The organism is Myxococcus sp. XM-1-1-1, assembly GCF_020037095.1.
In the GTDB taxonomy this organism is placed as follows: Bacteria; Myxococcota; Myxococcia; order Myxococcales; family Myxococcaceae; genus Myxococcus; species Myxococcus fulvus.
This window is the reverse complement of sequence record NZ_JAIQDH010000013.1, coordinates 203,670-217,730: the sequence shown is the minus strand read 5'-3', so window position 1 is coordinate 217,730 and position 14,061 is coordinate 203,670. Positions and strand designations below refer to the sequence as shown.

Sequence of the window (14,061 nt, the reverse complement as noted above, 5' to 3'; positions counted from 1 at the left end):
CACGCAACCCATCCGCCCATCTCGACACCAGCACTGTCCAATCCGACACCAACCCGCCCTACATCTCGACACTCCCCTCGCGACAATTCGACACTGTCGACTTGACAGCATCCATGTCGAGTCCTACTGTTCGTGTCGTGAACACGCGGAAGACACAGAGCGAGTGGAAGCTGGCGGAGCTGGCCGAGGAGGCGGGCGTCTCGCCACGCACGGTGCGCTACTACGTCCAGCGGGGCCTGCTCCCCGCGCCTCCCTTCAAGGGACCGGACACCGTGTATGGCGAGGAGCACCTCATCCGGCTCAAGGCCATCCGGGTCCTCCAGGCGCGGTTCCTGCCCCTGGACGCCATCCAGGCGGAGCTGCTCCGGCTGACACCCGACGAACTGCGAAAGCTCGCCGAGTCGGCCCCCACCCCCACGCCGCCCACGTACGGGCCGGCGACCTCGCCTGAGCCACAAAACGTGGCACCGGCGCCGCCCGTCCGGCGTCCCAACGGAGCGTCGAATTACCAGCGGTGGGAGCTGGCTCCCGGGCTGGAGCTGCACGTGTCGGATTCAGCGGAAGCCAAGACTCGCGCGCTCGCCGAGCGGGTGCGCGCCCTCATCGAAGAGTTCCAGGACAAGGAGAAGCCATGACGAAGGAGCAAGCTGGGCTGTTCACGCGCGAAGGCAAGCAGGTGCCGCTGCAGGGCGTCGAAGTCACCGGTGAGTTGCTCGGCGGTCATGCGCGCGTGCGCGTGCGCCAGCGCTACCTCAACGACGAGAAGCGCCCCGTCGAGGCCGTCTACACCTTCCCCCTTCCTTCCGATGGCACCCTGTCCGCCTTCTCCATGACGTGCGCGGGCCGCCGCATCGACGGCGTCGTCAAGGAGCGCGAGGAGGCCTTCCGCACCTACGACGACGCCGTCACCGCCGGCCACGGCGCGGCGCTGCTCGACGAGGAGCGCTCCAACGTCTTCACCGCGCAGGTGGGCAACCTGCTGCCCGGCGAGGAGACCGTCATCGAGGTGGAGCTCCTCCAGGCCGTCACCGCCGAGGAGGGCAGCGTGCGCTGGATGCTGCCCACGCTCGTCGCCCCGCGCTACATCCCCGGCGCCCCCTCCGGCGACCGCACCGGCCACGGCGCCGCCGAGCCCACCGCCCGCGTCCCCGACGCGGACCGCATCAGCCCTCCCATCGGCCAGGTGCAGTACGGCCTGCGCCTGGACCTGCTCGTCGACCTGGGCCGCGAAGTGGTGGTCGAGAGCCCCTCGCACGCCATCACCTTCACCCGCGAGAGCAGCACCCGGGGCCGCGTGAGCTTCGCGCGCGGCGAGGTGGCCCTGGACCGCGACCTGGTCCTCACCCTGCGCAGCCCCGACACCAGCGCCGTCTTCGTGCCGCTCGTCACCCACCGCAAGGGTGACAACCCCGGCACCTTCGCGCTCACCGTGGTGCCCGACCTGCTCGCGATGGCGTCCACGCCGCCCAAGCAGGAGGTCATCTTCCTGGTGGACGTCTCCGGCTCCATGGACGGCGACAGCCTGCCCCAGGCCCAGGCCGCGCTCCGGCTGTGCCTGCGCCACCTGCGCGAGGGTGACCGCTTCAACGTCATCGCCTTCGAGAGCAGCTTCCGCTCCTTCCAGCCGCAGCCCGTGCCCTTCACCCAGCGCATGCTGGAGGACGCGGACCGGTGGGTGGCCGCGCTGCAAGCCGACGGTGGCACCGAGCTGCTCGGGCCCATGCAGGCCGCCGCGCGCACCGCGCCGGATGGCGTGCTCGTGCTGCTCACCGACGGCCAGGTGGGCAACGAGGACGAAATCCTCCGCGCCGTGCTCGCCGAGCGCAAGACGGCGCGCGTGTACTCGTTCGGCATCGGCACCAACGTGAGCGACGCGCTGCTGCGCGACCTGGCCCGCCAGACGGGCGGCGACGTGGAGTTCATCCACCCCGGCGAGCGCATCGACGACAAGGTCGTGGCCCAGTTCGCCCGCGCGCTCGCCCCCCGCGTCACCGAGCTGCAGGCGACGTTCGAGGGCGTGGAGGGCACGGAGCTGGCGCCCGCGGAGCTGCCGACGATGGTGGACGGCGTGCCCTGGACGCTGCTCGGCCGCTACACCACGCCGGGCTCGGGCAAGCTGACCTTGCGTGGACGCTCGGGCAAGGAGCCCTTCGCGCTCACCGTGAGCGTGAGCTTCCCCGCCGAGTCGGACCGTCCCGCGGTGGAGAAGCTGTGGGCCGCCGAGCGCATCAAGGGCTGGGAGTCCACGGGCCTCATCGGCCGGCGCGCCGAGTCGATGAAGAAGCGCATCATCGAGCTCGCCGTCGCCCATCAAATCGTCACGCGCTACACGTCCTTCGTCGTCGTCGAGGAGCGCACGGGCGACCGCCGCGCCTCGGGCCAGCCGGAGACGCGCGTCGTCCCGGTGAACGCGCCCGCGGGCTGGGCCATGTTCGGCAAGGACAAGCAGGAGGAGGCCGCCGAGGGGGGTGGCAACGTCGTGCAGCGCCCCGGGGCGCGCAGCCGTGGAGGCTCGGCGCAGATTCCGCCTCCGCCCCCGCCCATGCGCATCCCCGCGCCCGCCGCCGCGGCGCCCATGGCGCCTCCGCCTGCGTCCCCCATGATGCCCAGCGGCAGCGCCGTCGGCGAGATGGCGAAGAGCGCGGGCGGACTGCTCGGCGGCATCTTCGGCGGAGGCGGGATGAAGAAGTCCCGCAAGCAGGCGAAGGAGATGGAGCGCGCGGAGATGGCGCCCATGGACTCGTACGACGACTCGCTGGCGGAGGACGCGGTGATGCGCGAGTCGCGCGACCTGGCCCCCGTGGCCGAGGAGCGCGAGGAGGGCGGCGTGGAGGCGCTGCTGGGCCGCCAGCTGGCCAACGGCCTCTGGGATGGCACCGGCACGGGTCCCGAGCCCGTGCGGCAGGCCCGCGGCACGGCGCTCGCCCTGCTGGAGCTCTTGCGCGAGGGCATCACCAGCGGCCACGCGCTGCACGGCGCCCAGGTGAAGAAGGCGGTGGAGGCGCTGCTCAACCTCGCCAGCCAGCTCACCGGCGCGCCCGAGGTGGCCGAGCTGGCGCTGGGCGTGGCCTGGCTCGTGGCGGCGGGGCCCCGCACCCGCGGCCGCATCGAGCAGGCCGCGAAGCCCCTGTCCGGGCTCGCCGCCCGACTGGGCAATGACGTCGAGCTGCGTCAGCACGTGGACACGCTCGCCACGCGCTGACCCCGGGTCGTCTGGCTCGACGCTGCAAGTCATCGGCGACCTCGGCCCCTCCCCTCGTGGACGGGCCGGGGTCGTCGCGTAAAGTGGCGGGTGCACATGACGCTCGCCACCTTCCTGCTCGTCGCTCTCGGTGCCGCCCAGGTCTCCCCCTCCCACGACGAAGCCCCTGTCCGCCCGTCGGACACGCTCACGGCGCCGCCGCTGATGGCCACGCCGGACGCGTGTCCTCCCGAGTCGGAGACGCTCTACAAGGAAGGCTTCGACGCGCTCAGCAAGGGCGACGACGAGCAGGCCGCGGAGCGCTTCCGCCAGGTCCTGGAGTTGTGTCCGCAGCACTCGCATGCGCCCGAGCTGGAGCGGCTGGCCCGCGCGCGGCTCAAGCCCGGCGCGAAGCTGGCGCAGGCCGCGGTGTTCGAGAACACGGAGCGCCCGACACGAGGCGCGGCGGCCTCGCTCACGGTGATTCAGACGATGCATGGCGCGGTCCAGGGGCTGCTGCTGTGTGCCATCGCGGAGTGCGCGGACCGGGCCTATCCGGCCTCCGCGCTGCTCGGCGCGGGCCTGGGCACGCTCAGCACGCTGCTGCTGGTCCAGGACGGAGTCACCCCGGGGCAGGCCTCGGTCATCAACTCCGGCACGATGTGGGGGCTCTATTTCGGTGTCGCCTCGCTCATCGCGCTCGACCTGGAGGAGGACGAGGCGTTCGGCTCGGTGGCGCTGGGCGGCGCGGCCTTCACCGGCATCGGCATCGTGCTCGCCACCACCCTGAAGCCCACCGCGGGGCAGGTGTCGATGGCGAATTCGGGTGGCCTGTGGGCCGGCGTGCTGACGACGCTGTTCCTGGGGACCGTCGACGGAGAGAGCACGGAGACGCTGTTCGGCGCGCAGATGGCGTCGGCGTCCGCGGGCATCATCGCCTTCTCGCTGCTGTCGCGGAACCTGCCGGTGAGCCGGGGCCGCATGCTCATCATCGACGCGGGCGGCATCATCGGCGGGTTGATGGGCGCGAGCTCCATGTTGCTGCTCACGGGCAACAACGACGAGGACCCCATCCTCATCGGCACGGGCATCGGCGTCATGGGCGGCCTGGCGCTGACGGCCTACCTGACGCGCAACTTCGATGCCCGCCGCCTGCCTCCGGTGGCGGTGACGCCCACGCTGATGGGTCGCAACGGCGCGGGCCTCGCCATGGGTGGTCAGTTCTGACGACGTCGCACCGTGCTCAGCGGCGCTTCAGGCCGAACATGGACATCAGGAGGCCCTCGAAGGTCCTCGCGGGCAGCAGCGTCTTCGCCACCACCGCGGCGCGCTGGGAGAGCTTCCCCACCGAGTACCTCACGTCGGGCTCCCTGGCCTCCATCACCTCGAGCACCTTGCGCGCCACCGCTTCCGCGGGCACGCCCTCGCGCTCCTCCTTCTGGATGATGGCCAGCACCTTCTCGAAGGGCTCGCGGTACGCGGACCCGTCACGCGAGCCCTCGGCGCGGACGCGGTTGTCCGTCAGCCGCGTGCGCACGTCGCCGGGCTCCACCAGCGAGGCCTGGATGCCGAACGCCTCCACCTCCTGGCGCAGGCTCTCCGTCAGCCCCTCCAGCGCGAACTTGCTGGCGCTGTAGAGCCCCTGGAACGGCAGCCCCACCACGCCGCCCAGCGAGCCGATGTTGATGATGAGACCCGAGCGCCGCTCCCGCATGTGCGGCAGCACCGCCTTGCACACGCGCAGCACGCCCAGCACGTTGGTGTCGAGCTGGCGCCAGGCCTCCTCCACGGAGGTGTCCTCCAGCGCCCCCGCCAGCGCGTGGCCGGCGTTGTTCACCACCACGTCGATGCGGCCCTCGCGCTCCAGGAGTTCCGCCACCGCGCGGCGCACCGAGTCCTCCTGGGTAACGTCCAGCGCCAGCATCCGGTAGCCCACCGTCGGCGTCTCCGGAGGACGACGGCTGGTGCCGTAGACGACGTGCTTGCGCACCGAGAGCAGCTCCGCGCACGCCTCGCCGATACCCGAGGAGGCTCCCGTGACGAGGACCACCTTGCTTCCCTGGGACGTGTCCATGCACGCCCATGATTCCGCGTCCCTTCCGCGCGCACCACGGGAACTCGCGGACGCGCGGCGTCACATTCCTGGGACAGTGCTGGAGCCGGGGATTCCCGGCGGAACCTTCCCGCTCAGACGTGCTTGCGGACGGTGGGCGGCACGCGCTCGTGTCCCTCCTCGTCGCGAGGCACACCGTCCCAGGGCTGCTCGGGTCGGTAGCGCTGCACCTCGCGCATCATGAAGAGCGCCGCCGCGGACAGCACGCCCAGGTCGTCCATCCAGCCCAGCACGGGGATGACGTCCGGCACCGCATCCACGGGCGACACGAAGTAGACCACCGCCAGCACTCCGGCCAGCTTGCGCCAGAGCGACACGCGAGGGTCTCTCACGTACCGGAAGAAGCGGGTGCCCATGCCACGAAGACCTGCGATGTTCATACCCACCTCTACGCACGGAGAGCCCGGGTGATTGCACCCGGGGGACACCGACAGCGTATGCCGTCCGCACGCTCGGAGGACAGCCGAGCTAGTCGGGACTGTCCTCCAGGACGCCCGCTCGGCCGACCACTTCCAGGCGTGCCCTGTCGCCGGCCCGCAGGGGCAGCTCCGGCGCGCCGCGCACCACCAGCTCCATGCCGCCGCAGGCGATGGTGAACTCGGCGCTGGGGCCCTGGAACTCGCGCGACAACACCTCCGCGCGCAGGGCGCCTCCCACCGCCACGGTGTCCGTGTCCGGCGTAAGGCGCAGCGACTCGGGGCGCAGCGACAGGAGCACCTTGCCGCGCGCCTGCCCCACCACCGGCAGGTTGCCGAGCACCGTGCGCGCCGCGCCGCCGAAGCCCATCCCGGGCAGCAGGTTGGTGCCCCCCAGGAAGTACGCGACGAAGGCCGTGCGCGGCGTCGAGTAGACGGCCTCCGGCGTGCCCACCTGCTCCACCTGCCCCGAGCGCATGACCGCCATCCGGTCCGCGAAGGCCATGGCCTCCGCCTGGTCATGCGTGACGAGCAGCACCGTGACACCCAGCGACTTGAGCACGCGCCGCAGCTCCACCCGCGTGGAGGCGCGCAGCGCGCTGTCCAGGCTGGAGAAGGGCTCGTCCAACAGCAGCACCCGAGGCCCCGGCGCCAAGGCCCGCGCGAGCGCCACGCGCTGCTGCTGTCCACCGGAGAGCGCGTGCGGCATCCGCGCGCCGAACTCACCCAGGCCCAGTAGCGTCAGCATCGCGCGCGCCTTCTTCTCGGCCTCCGCGCGCGGCATTCTCGACAGGCCGAACGTCACGTTCTCCAGCACGGACAGGTGCGGGAACAGGGCGTAGTCCTGGAACACCATGCCCACGCTGCGCTGCTCGGGCGCGACGAACGTCCCGGGGCCCGCGAGCACGCGGCCGTCCAGGGTGATGGTGCCCGCGCCGGGGCGCTCGAAGCCCGCCACCAGGCGCAGCGTCGTCGTCTTGCCACAGCCGGAGGGGCCCAGCAGGGCCACCACCTCACCGGGCTCCATCGACAGCGACAGGCCATCCACCGCGGCGGTGCCGCTGGCGGAGTAGCGAAGGGACAGGGCTTCGAGCGAGAGCAGGGGCATGGCGAAAGCGCCACGCACCCTACCGCGTTCCGCCGTTACTTCCAGGGCGGCCGAGCGGCCACCAGCTTCTCCCCGTCCACCTTCACCTCTCCGTCCTCGTCGAGGGAGGTGATGCCGTCCACCAGGACCTTGGGCAGTTCGGCCTTGTGGGCCCGGTCCCGGGCGTCGAAGGTGTCCGGCCCCCAGGCGCCCCCCTGGGACGGGCGCAGCTTCGCCGTCTTCGGCTTGCCGTAGATGAGGTGGTCGTCGCTCACGATGAGGCCCGCGGTGATGGGGCCGAGCACCTCCACCGAGTCATCGTTGTAGCGGCCATACAGCGCGTGCTCCACCGTCAGCCCGCCGATGATGGTCACCCAGCCCGAGGTGTGCATCGCGCGGCAGCGCACCTGCCCCACCACCACCAGCTTCGTGTGCTCGCCATCGTGCAGCACGCCGTCCACCGTGAGGTCGCCCACGACGACGAGCGACTTCTCCAGCGTCAGGTCCCCCTGGACGTGCAAATCCCCCACATGCCCCGTGGGCTCGGTGACGATGAAGGGCCCCGCCAGCGTGGCGGCCGTGCGCGGCGCGTCCTTGTAGACGGAGGCCACGAACGCGAGCGTGGAGCTGCCCGCGGACCCCAGCGCCTTCACCGCGCCGTCGAACGTGGTGGGCTTCTTCTCCTCGAGCACGGACTGGACGTGCCGCGCGGAGTACGGCGGGCCACAGGGCAGCTCACCGAGAGCATTCTCCGTGGTGGCGAAAGCGTCGGCGGCGAGCGGAGGAAGGACAGACTCTGGCAGGGACATGAAGCCCGACGTGATACCGCCTGCAAAGGGGGAGGCCAAGCCACATGAAGCACCTCTCAGTGTCTCGGATTCCGAGGCCGTGTCTCAGCCCCGAGGTGCGTCACCCTCCTGCGATACAAGCAACCCCACACCGAGCGCGGAGACAGCCATCAATACCAGCGCGGGCAGCGCGGCCTCGGCGAAGCGGCCCTCGGCGGTGGCGCCCCACACGCGCGTGGCCAGCGTCTCGTAGCCGATGGGTGCGAGCAGCAGCGTCGCCGGCAATTCCTTCATCGCCGTGAGGAAGACGAGCGCCGCTCCCGCCAGCAATCCCGGACGCAGCAGCGGCGCGGTGACGCGGCGGAACACCCCCGCCGGGGCCTCGCCGAGGGACGCGGCGGCCTCCGCGAGGTGCGGGTTGAGCTGCAGCAGCGCCGAGCGCACCGTGCCCACCGCCTGCGGCAGGAAGCGCACCACGTACGCGAGCACCAGCATCACCAACGTCCCGTAGAGGAACGGCAGCGCCTGCACGCCCAGGAAGACGAGCGACAACGCCAGGACGATGGGCGGCAGCGCGTAGCCCACGTAGGACACGCGCTCCATCGCCAGGGTGAGCCGGCTCGGGTAGCGCACCGCGAGGAACGCGAGCGGCAGCGCGCCCAGCACCGACGCCACCGCGCCCAGCACCGACGCGAGCAGCGAGCCCAGCGCGGGCTGCATCAGCGACGCCTCGTCCTGCGCCAGCCCTCGCGCGCCCCAGTACAGGAGCACGCCCACCGGCAGCACCACGCCCGCCAGCACCACCGCGCCACAGAACAGCAGCGCGGGCACCCGCCAGCGCCCCAGCGTCACCGGGGCCGAGGCCCGCGCGGCGCCCTTGGAGCTGCGGTGATAGCCGGCACGTCCGCGCAGCCGCACCTCCAGCACCAGCACCACCACCGTCACCGCCACCAGCGCCAGCCCGAGCAGCGCGGCGTAGGCGCGGTCATACGCGCCCTCGTACTGCACATAGATGGCGCGCGAGAAGGCGTCGTACTGGACCAGCGCCACCGCGCCGAAGTCCGACAACACATACAAGCCGACGAGCAGCGCGCCGGACACGAAGGCCGGACGCAACAGCGGCGCCGTCACCTTCCAGAAGGCCCGCGTCGGACTCATCCCCAGGCTGCGCGCGCCCTCCAGCCACGCGGGGTCCTGCGCGAGCAGTCCCGCCCGGAGCGCCAGGAAGAAGTACGGATACGTGGACACCGTCAGCGCCACGAGCGCGCCGGGAAAGCCATACACCGGCGGCACCGGCAGCCCCCAGCGCGTCAGCACCTCCTCCAGCACTCCACCGATGCCGAAGGCGGCCAGCAGCACATAGCCGCTGACGAAGGTGGGCACCGCGAGCGGCACGCACAACAGCACCGTCCACAGGCGACGGCCCGGCAAATCACTGCGCGTGGTGAGCCACGCGAGCGGCAGGGACACCGCGGCGGCGAGCACCGTCACCGCCGCGGCGAGCCCCAAGGTCCGCCACAGCAGGCCCCACGTGCGCTCCCGGAAGAGCAGCCCCCAGGCGCTCGCGTCGGCCTCCGCCGCGCGAACCCCCAGGTACACGGCGGGCAGCACCGCGAGCGCCGCCACCAGCCCGCCCGATATCAACAACCACCGCGGAGCCCGCCGTGTCACGAAGCCCGCTCCTTCTAGAGGACGCCGGTGTCCTGCAGCAGCTTCACCGTGCCGCGCAGGTCATCCAGCTTCGACAGGTCCAGGTCCGGCGAGCCGACCTTGGACAGCGCCGGCAGGTCCTGCGCCGTCTTCACGCCGGCCACCAGCGGGTACTCGTGCGTCTGCTGGGAGAAGTACGTCTGCGCGTCGTTCTCCAGGAGCCACGCGGAGAACTTGCGCGCCGCGTCCACCTTCTTCGAGCCCTTCAGGATGGCCACGCCCGCCACGTTCACCAGCGCGCCCGGGTCGCCCGGCGCGGAGAAGTCATTGGCCACCGGCAGCTGTGCGTTGTTCTTCTTCGCGGCGTACAGGTAGTAGTGGTTGACGAAGCCCGCGTCGATTTCACCGCGGCCCAGCGCCTCGATGATGGCGGCGTTGTTCTTGTAGACGCGCGCGCCGTTGGCCTGGATGCCCTGGAGCCACTGCTTCGCCGCGTCCTCGCCCTTGAGCAGCCGCAGCGCGGTGACGAAGGCCTGGAAGGACGCGTTGGTGGGCGCCCAGCCCAGCCGGCCCTTCCACTTCGCATCCGTGTAACCCAGGATGCTGTCGGGCAGGTCCGCCGCCTTCACCTTCTGGGTGTTGTACGCCACCACGCGCGCGCGGCCGCTGACGCCCACCCACTGGCCCGTCGGCGAGCGGAAGCGCGCGTCTACCTTGTCGAGCGTGGCCTTGGGCAGCGCCTGCAGGCGGCCCGCGTTGCTCAGCGCGCCGAGCGCCCCCGCGTCCTGCGCGAAGAACACGTCCGCGGGCGTCTTGTCGCCCTCCTCCAGCAGCGTGGCGGCCAGCTGCGGCGTCTCGCCGTAGCGCACCTTCACCTCGATGCCGGTCTTCTCCGTGAACTTCTTGAGGAGCGGCCCCACGAGCTTCTCGTTGCGGCCGGAGTAGACGGTGAGCGTCTCCGCCGCCATCGCGGTGGAGGACACGGACAACAACAGGGTCAGCAGGAGTCGTCGCATCATGGCGGGGCACCCTAACGGACGGGCCCTCACCGTGCCACCCGGAGCCCGGGCTTTTGCGCCGTGCGTCGAGTGTCGAAGCGCGAACACACACGCCCGCTTCGAACCGCGTCAGACATTCCCCGGACGTCAGGGTAACGTGCCGCGCGGTGCTTCCTCGACGTCTGGAGGTCCATCCCATGCCCCGCTTCATCACCGCGGTCCCCGTCGTCGTCCTGCTGAGCTGCGCCTCCGCCCTCGCGCAGTCCGCGAAGCCGCCGCCCGTCGCGCCCAAGCCGCCCGCCGCGCCCAGCCCGATGAAGCTCGCGGCGGAGCGCACCCAGGCGGCGCTCCAGCAACATCCTCCCGGGCGTCCGGAGGACGTGAAGACGCAGGAGGCGCTGCTGGCCGCGCTCTATGACGTCATCAGCGGCCCCGCGGGCAAGGCGCGTGACTGGCAGCGCTTCCGCTCGCTGTTCTATCCGGGCGCGCAGATGGCGTCCGTCCATCGCGCGAAGCCCGGCGGGCTCCCGGGTGTGTCCCCCATCACCCCGGATGATTACGTGGCCTGGGGCGAGACGTTCTTCAAGACGCACGGCTTCTTCGAGAAGGAGACGCACCGTCAGGTGTATGGCTATGGCGACCTGGTCAACGTGCTGAGCGCGTACGAGGCCCGCGAGGCGCCGGAGGGCGCGGTGCTCACGAAGGGCGTCAACAACATCCAGCTCGTCTTCGACGGTCAGCGCTGGTGGGTGCTGCACATCTCCTGGACGGACGAGAAGGCCGCCGGCGCGCCCGTGCCCGCGACCTTCACGCGCAAGTAGCCGCCCGTGGCGGGACGCTCCTCGTGCGACGTGCTGGTGGTGGGCAACTACTGCCATGACGTGCTGCCCTCGGTCGGAGGTGGGGAGGTGCACACGCTCGGCGGCTCGGCGGCGTACATCTCCTCGGTGTTTGACGCCACCGGGGTGGACCACGCGGTGGTGGCCGTGGCGGGCGAGGACTTCGCCTACGCGGACCGCGTCCGGTACCCACCGCGCATCGTCCCGGGGACTCGCACCACGCGGTTCCTCGCGGACTTCAGCCGGGAGGAGCGCGTGCTCCGTGTCGACGCGCGCTCGGCGAGCATTGCTCCCGAGGACATCCTCTTCGATGCGCGCGTGGCGCTCGCCTGCGGGGTGATGGGCGAGGTGTCCCCGGAGACGCTCGTCCGGATGTCGCAGCGGGCCCGGCATGTCCTCGCCGACGCGCAGGGCCTCTTGCGCGCGCTGGATGACGAAGGACGCGTGTGGAACCAGCGGCTGGAGGACACGCCCTACGCGGAGTTGCTGGGACACCTGCGCGTGCTCAAGGCGAGCGAGGAGGAGGCGCGCGCGCTGGACCTCGACGCCGTGCGCACGAGGACGTGTGTGGTCATCACCCGGGGCAAGCGCGGGTGCACGCTGCTCACGGCGAAGGACTCGCTCGAGCTTCCTGCGAGCCCCGTCGAGGAGGTGGACCCGACGGGCGCGGGGGACTGCTTCCTGGCGGGCTTCACCCTGGGCCTGCTGCGGGGCTGGCCGATGACGAAGTGCGCGGAGCTGGCGAACTGGTTCGGCGCGCAGGCGGTGACACAGGTCGGTGTCCCGCGCGTGGAGGTCTCGAAGCTGCCGGCCCCCTTGCGCTGAGCCTGGACGCCTGTACTGGAGTCCAAGACGTTTGAGCCGTCTCGAACAGCGCTTCGCGCCGTGACTGGCACGCGCCAAACCGAGACAACTATAGCCAATGCCTCACATCCAGGAGGCCATCATGCGTCACCCATCATGGGGCACGGTCGTGGTGTTCATGCTGACAGGAAGTGTCCTCACCGCTTGCGGAGGGCTCGAGGAGAGTGCCGCGCCACAACCCATCGAGGAGCCCGCGACGGCGGAGCAGGGCCTGGTGACGCTCGTCTCCTGCCCCATCGGCTCGACGGTGCTCGACTACTCCCCGCCCTTGAAGAACACCTCCCAGGCAGTGACGACCACGGGCACGACGACCTACTCCAACTGCTACTCCTTGTTCGGCGGGGTGACCTCCGGCAACACCCCCCTCAACGTCTTCCGGCCCAGCTTCGCCTGCTCCGACTTGCTGGACATCGGCACGACAAACTCGGTCGTCACCTGGAACACCCTCGAGACTTCCACCCTGACCCTGACGCGGCTCGGCGCGCGGGTGGAGGGGCTCTCCGTCGTCTTCACGCATGTGGGCTCGGTGGTCTCGGGCAAGTTCGAGGGCGCCACAGCGATTCGGACCACCACCGTGCTCAACACCGACCTGGACGCCTGCTCCTCCCCAGAGGGCCTCGCCCGGCACAGCGGCACGGCGACCCTCTCGTTGCTCGGGCTGCTCTAGACACCGTATGCGGGCGGTGGTGCGGGGCGGCGTTTCCGCAGGGATGTCTCGAAGCGCTTGGACGTCCTGCCCTCGACCTGACCGTTCCTCCTCCCGGAGTGGACGAAGGTCCAACCCCTGAGCCCACGCGCGAACGGTGCGTGTGGGTCCCACGTCGCCCACGTCGAAAGTCCTCCCTATCCCTGCGGCCTCTTTGCACTCCGTGGAGGTTCACTCATGCGTCGAGGGTCCAGGCTCGCCCTGCTGCTGTCAGGTTTCATGGGAAGCGTCTTGTCGGGCTGCGGTGGGGAAGCTCCCGCGCCCGTGCCAACCGAGGACATCGCGCAGGGGCAGCAGTTGCCGACGGTGATGAGCTGTCCGGTGGGCTCGACGATGAATCGCTTTTCACCGCCCCTCTCGGTGGTCCCTCGAGACACGACCGTCACCGGGACGTCGACGTTCTCCAACTGCGTCTCACTGTCCGGTGAGGTGACGTCCGGCGAGCTCTCTGTTCACGTCGAGCTGCCCGGCTTTGCCTGTCAGGACCTGCTGGAGGTGGGCTCGGCACGCGCGGACATCACCTGGAACACGGGCGAGTCCTCCACCCTGCTTCAGACGCGAGGCTCCGTCCAGGTCAGCAACGCCACCGTCGCCATCACCTACGTGGGCACGGTCGAGTCCGGGAAGTTCCAGGGAGCGACCGCCATCCGGACCCTGACGTACTTCGATGTGAACCTGTTCGACTGCTTCTCGTCTCGTGGCGTCCCGGGCATGTCCGGTGTGACGACGCTGACACTGCTGGGGCTGCCATGAGCACGCGCATGAAACACCTGCTGCGATGCATCACCATCTCCCTGCTCGTCAGTGGAGCACTGATGTCCTGCGGATCTCCTCCCGAGCCCCGGGACAACGAAGGCACTCCAGCGGAGGCGCCCGCGCGAGCGGAGCAGGCGTTGCTGACACTCGCGAGCTGCCCGGTGGGCTCGGGAGACCTCCACTACGCACCGCCGCTTCGCAACGAGCGCCAGGACGTGGGCATCTCGGGCACGTCGGTCTTCAGCAACTGCCTGGCCCTGCTCGACCCCACCCTGACGTCCGCCACGTACACCGTGGGCAACCTGGGGGCCTCGCCCTTCTCCTGTCTCGACTTGCTGGAGGTCGGACGGGCTCGTGGGACGCTCGTCTGGAACACTGGCGAGACCTCCACGCTCGTGCAGACCCGCGTCGCCGCTCGCGTCGAGGGACTCCTGCTCACGCTGACCCACGTCGGCTCGGTGGAGTCCGGCAAGTTCCAGGGCGCCACCGTGCTGCGCACCACCACGTTCCTCTCCACGGACCTGGATGCGTGCAGCGGCCCGGAGGGACTGCGGCGCTTGAGCGGCCCCTCCACTCTCACCTTCCTCGGGCTTCTCTAGCCTCACGCCCACCAAGACGAAGCCCCTCTCCCCACGCACGGGGAAGAGGGGCCTCGGTGTTTCA

Annotated in this window: 14 protein-coding genes; 8 read left to right on the top strand and 6 right to left on the bottom strand. The window is 70.7% G+C overall.

Annotated features, from left to right (window positions below):
• The first annotated feature begins 137 nt into the window (after nucleotides 1-137).
• From K8640_RS24725 to K8640_RS24715, 3 genes are all read left to right on the top strand, one after another.
• Nucleotides 138-635: a MerR family transcriptional regulator gene (locus K8640_RS24725; protein WP_223749301.1), complete on the top strand. Its 498-nt coding sequence runs from the start codon at nucleotides 138-140 to the stop codon at nucleotides 633-635.
• The gene (locus K8640_RS24720) at nucleotides 632-3,202 is read left to right on the top strand and encodes a VIT domain-containing protein (protein ID WP_223749300.1); all 2,571 of its coding nucleotides are present in this window, start codon (nucleotides 632-634) and stop codon (nucleotides 3,200-3,202) included. The genes K8640_RS24725 and K8640_RS24720 overlap by 4 nt, the downstream gene beginning before the upstream one ends.
• Before the next feature lie 96 nt (nucleotides 3,203-3,298).
• Entirely contained in the window at nucleotides 3,299-4,408 is a 1,110-nt protein-coding gene (locus K8640_RS24715; protein WP_223749299.1) for a hypothetical protein, read from the top strand.
• Between the two features lie 16 nt (nucleotides 4,409-4,424).
• Here the strand turns inward: K8640_RS24715 and K8640_RS24710 are convergent, their stop codons facing one another.
• From K8640_RS24710 to K8640_RS24685, 6 genes are all read right to left on the bottom strand, one after another.
• Nucleotides 4,425-5,255 (bottom strand): SDR family oxidoreductase, encoded by an 831-nt coding sequence (locus tag K8640_RS24710; protein WP_223749298.1) that lies wholly within the window; start codon nucleotides 5,253-5,255, stop codon nucleotides 4,425-4,427.
• 113 nt (nucleotides 5,256-5,368) lie between these two features.
• The gene (locus tag K8640_RS24705; protein ID WP_223749297.1) at nucleotides 5,369-5,674 is read right to left on the bottom strand and encodes a YkvA family protein; all 306 of its coding nucleotides are present in this window, start codon (nucleotides 5,672-5,674) and stop codon (nucleotides 5,369-5,371) included.
• A gap of 88 nt (nucleotides 5,675-5,762) precedes the next feature.
• Nucleotides 5,763-6,818, bottom strand: coding sequence for an ABC transporter ATP-binding protein (locus K8640_RS24700; protein ID WP_223749296.1), 1,056 nt, complete (start codon nucleotides 6,816-6,818; stop codon nucleotides 5,763-5,765).
• Nucleotides 6,819-6,853: 35 nt separating this feature from the next.
• Nucleotides 6,854-7,606 (bottom strand): hypothetical protein, encoded by a 753-nt coding sequence (locus K8640_RS24695; protein ID WP_223749295.1) that lies wholly within the window; start codon nucleotides 7,604-7,606, stop codon nucleotides 6,854-6,856.
• A gap of 84 nt (nucleotides 7,607-7,690) precedes the next feature.
• On the bottom strand, nucleotides 7,691-9,256 hold the full coding sequence (locus tag K8640_RS24690; RefSeq protein WP_223749294.1) for an iron ABC transporter permease: 1,566 nt from the start codon (nucleotides 9,254-9,256) through the stop codon (nucleotides 7,691-7,693).
• A 14-nt stretch (nucleotides 9,257-9,270) separates the two neighbouring features.
• A complete protein-coding gene (locus K8640_RS24685) occupies nucleotides 9,271-10,254 on the bottom strand; it encodes an iron ABC transporter substrate-binding protein (protein WP_223749293.1) in 984 nt (327 codons plus the stop codon).
• A 176-nt stretch (nucleotides 10,255-10,430) separates the two neighbouring features.
• Here K8640_RS24685 and K8640_RS24680 point away from each other — a divergent pair, with 176 nt between their 5' ends.
• The 5 genes from K8640_RS24680 to K8640_RS24660 all read left to right on the top strand — a co-directional run bounded on the left by K8640_RS24680 (nucleotide 10,431) and on the right by K8640_RS24660 (nucleotide 13,997).
• Nucleotides 10,431-11,054, top strand: coding sequence for a nuclear transport factor 2 family protein (locus K8640_RS24680; RefSeq protein ID WP_223749292.1), 624 nt, complete (start codon nucleotides 10,431-10,433; stop codon nucleotides 11,052-11,054).
• A 6-nt stretch (nucleotides 11,055-11,060) separates the two neighbouring features.
• The gene (locus K8640_RS24675) at nucleotides 11,061-11,897 is read left to right on the top strand and encodes a PfkB family carbohydrate kinase (RefSeq protein ID WP_223749291.1); all 837 of its coding nucleotides are present in this window, start codon (nucleotides 11,061-11,063) and stop codon (nucleotides 11,895-11,897) included.
• 121 nt (nucleotides 11,898-12,018) lie between these two features.
• A complete protein-coding gene (locus tag K8640_RS24670) occupies nucleotides 12,019-12,603 on the top strand; it encodes a hypothetical protein (protein WP_223749290.1) in 585 nt (194 codons plus the stop codon).
• Nucleotides 12,604-12,906: 303 nt separating this feature from the next.
• Nucleotides 12,907-13,395, top strand: a complete 489-nt coding sequence (locus K8640_RS24665) for a hypothetical protein (protein WP_223749289.1) — start codon at nucleotides 12,907-12,909, stop codon at nucleotides 13,393-13,395.
• A gap of 8 nt (nucleotides 13,396-13,403) precedes the next feature.
• Nucleotides 13,404-13,997, top strand: coding sequence for a hypothetical protein (locus tag K8640_RS24660; RefSeq protein WP_223749288.1), 594 nt, complete (start codon nucleotides 13,404-13,406; stop codon nucleotides 13,995-13,997).
• Nucleotides 13,998-14,061: the final 64 nt, after the last annotated feature.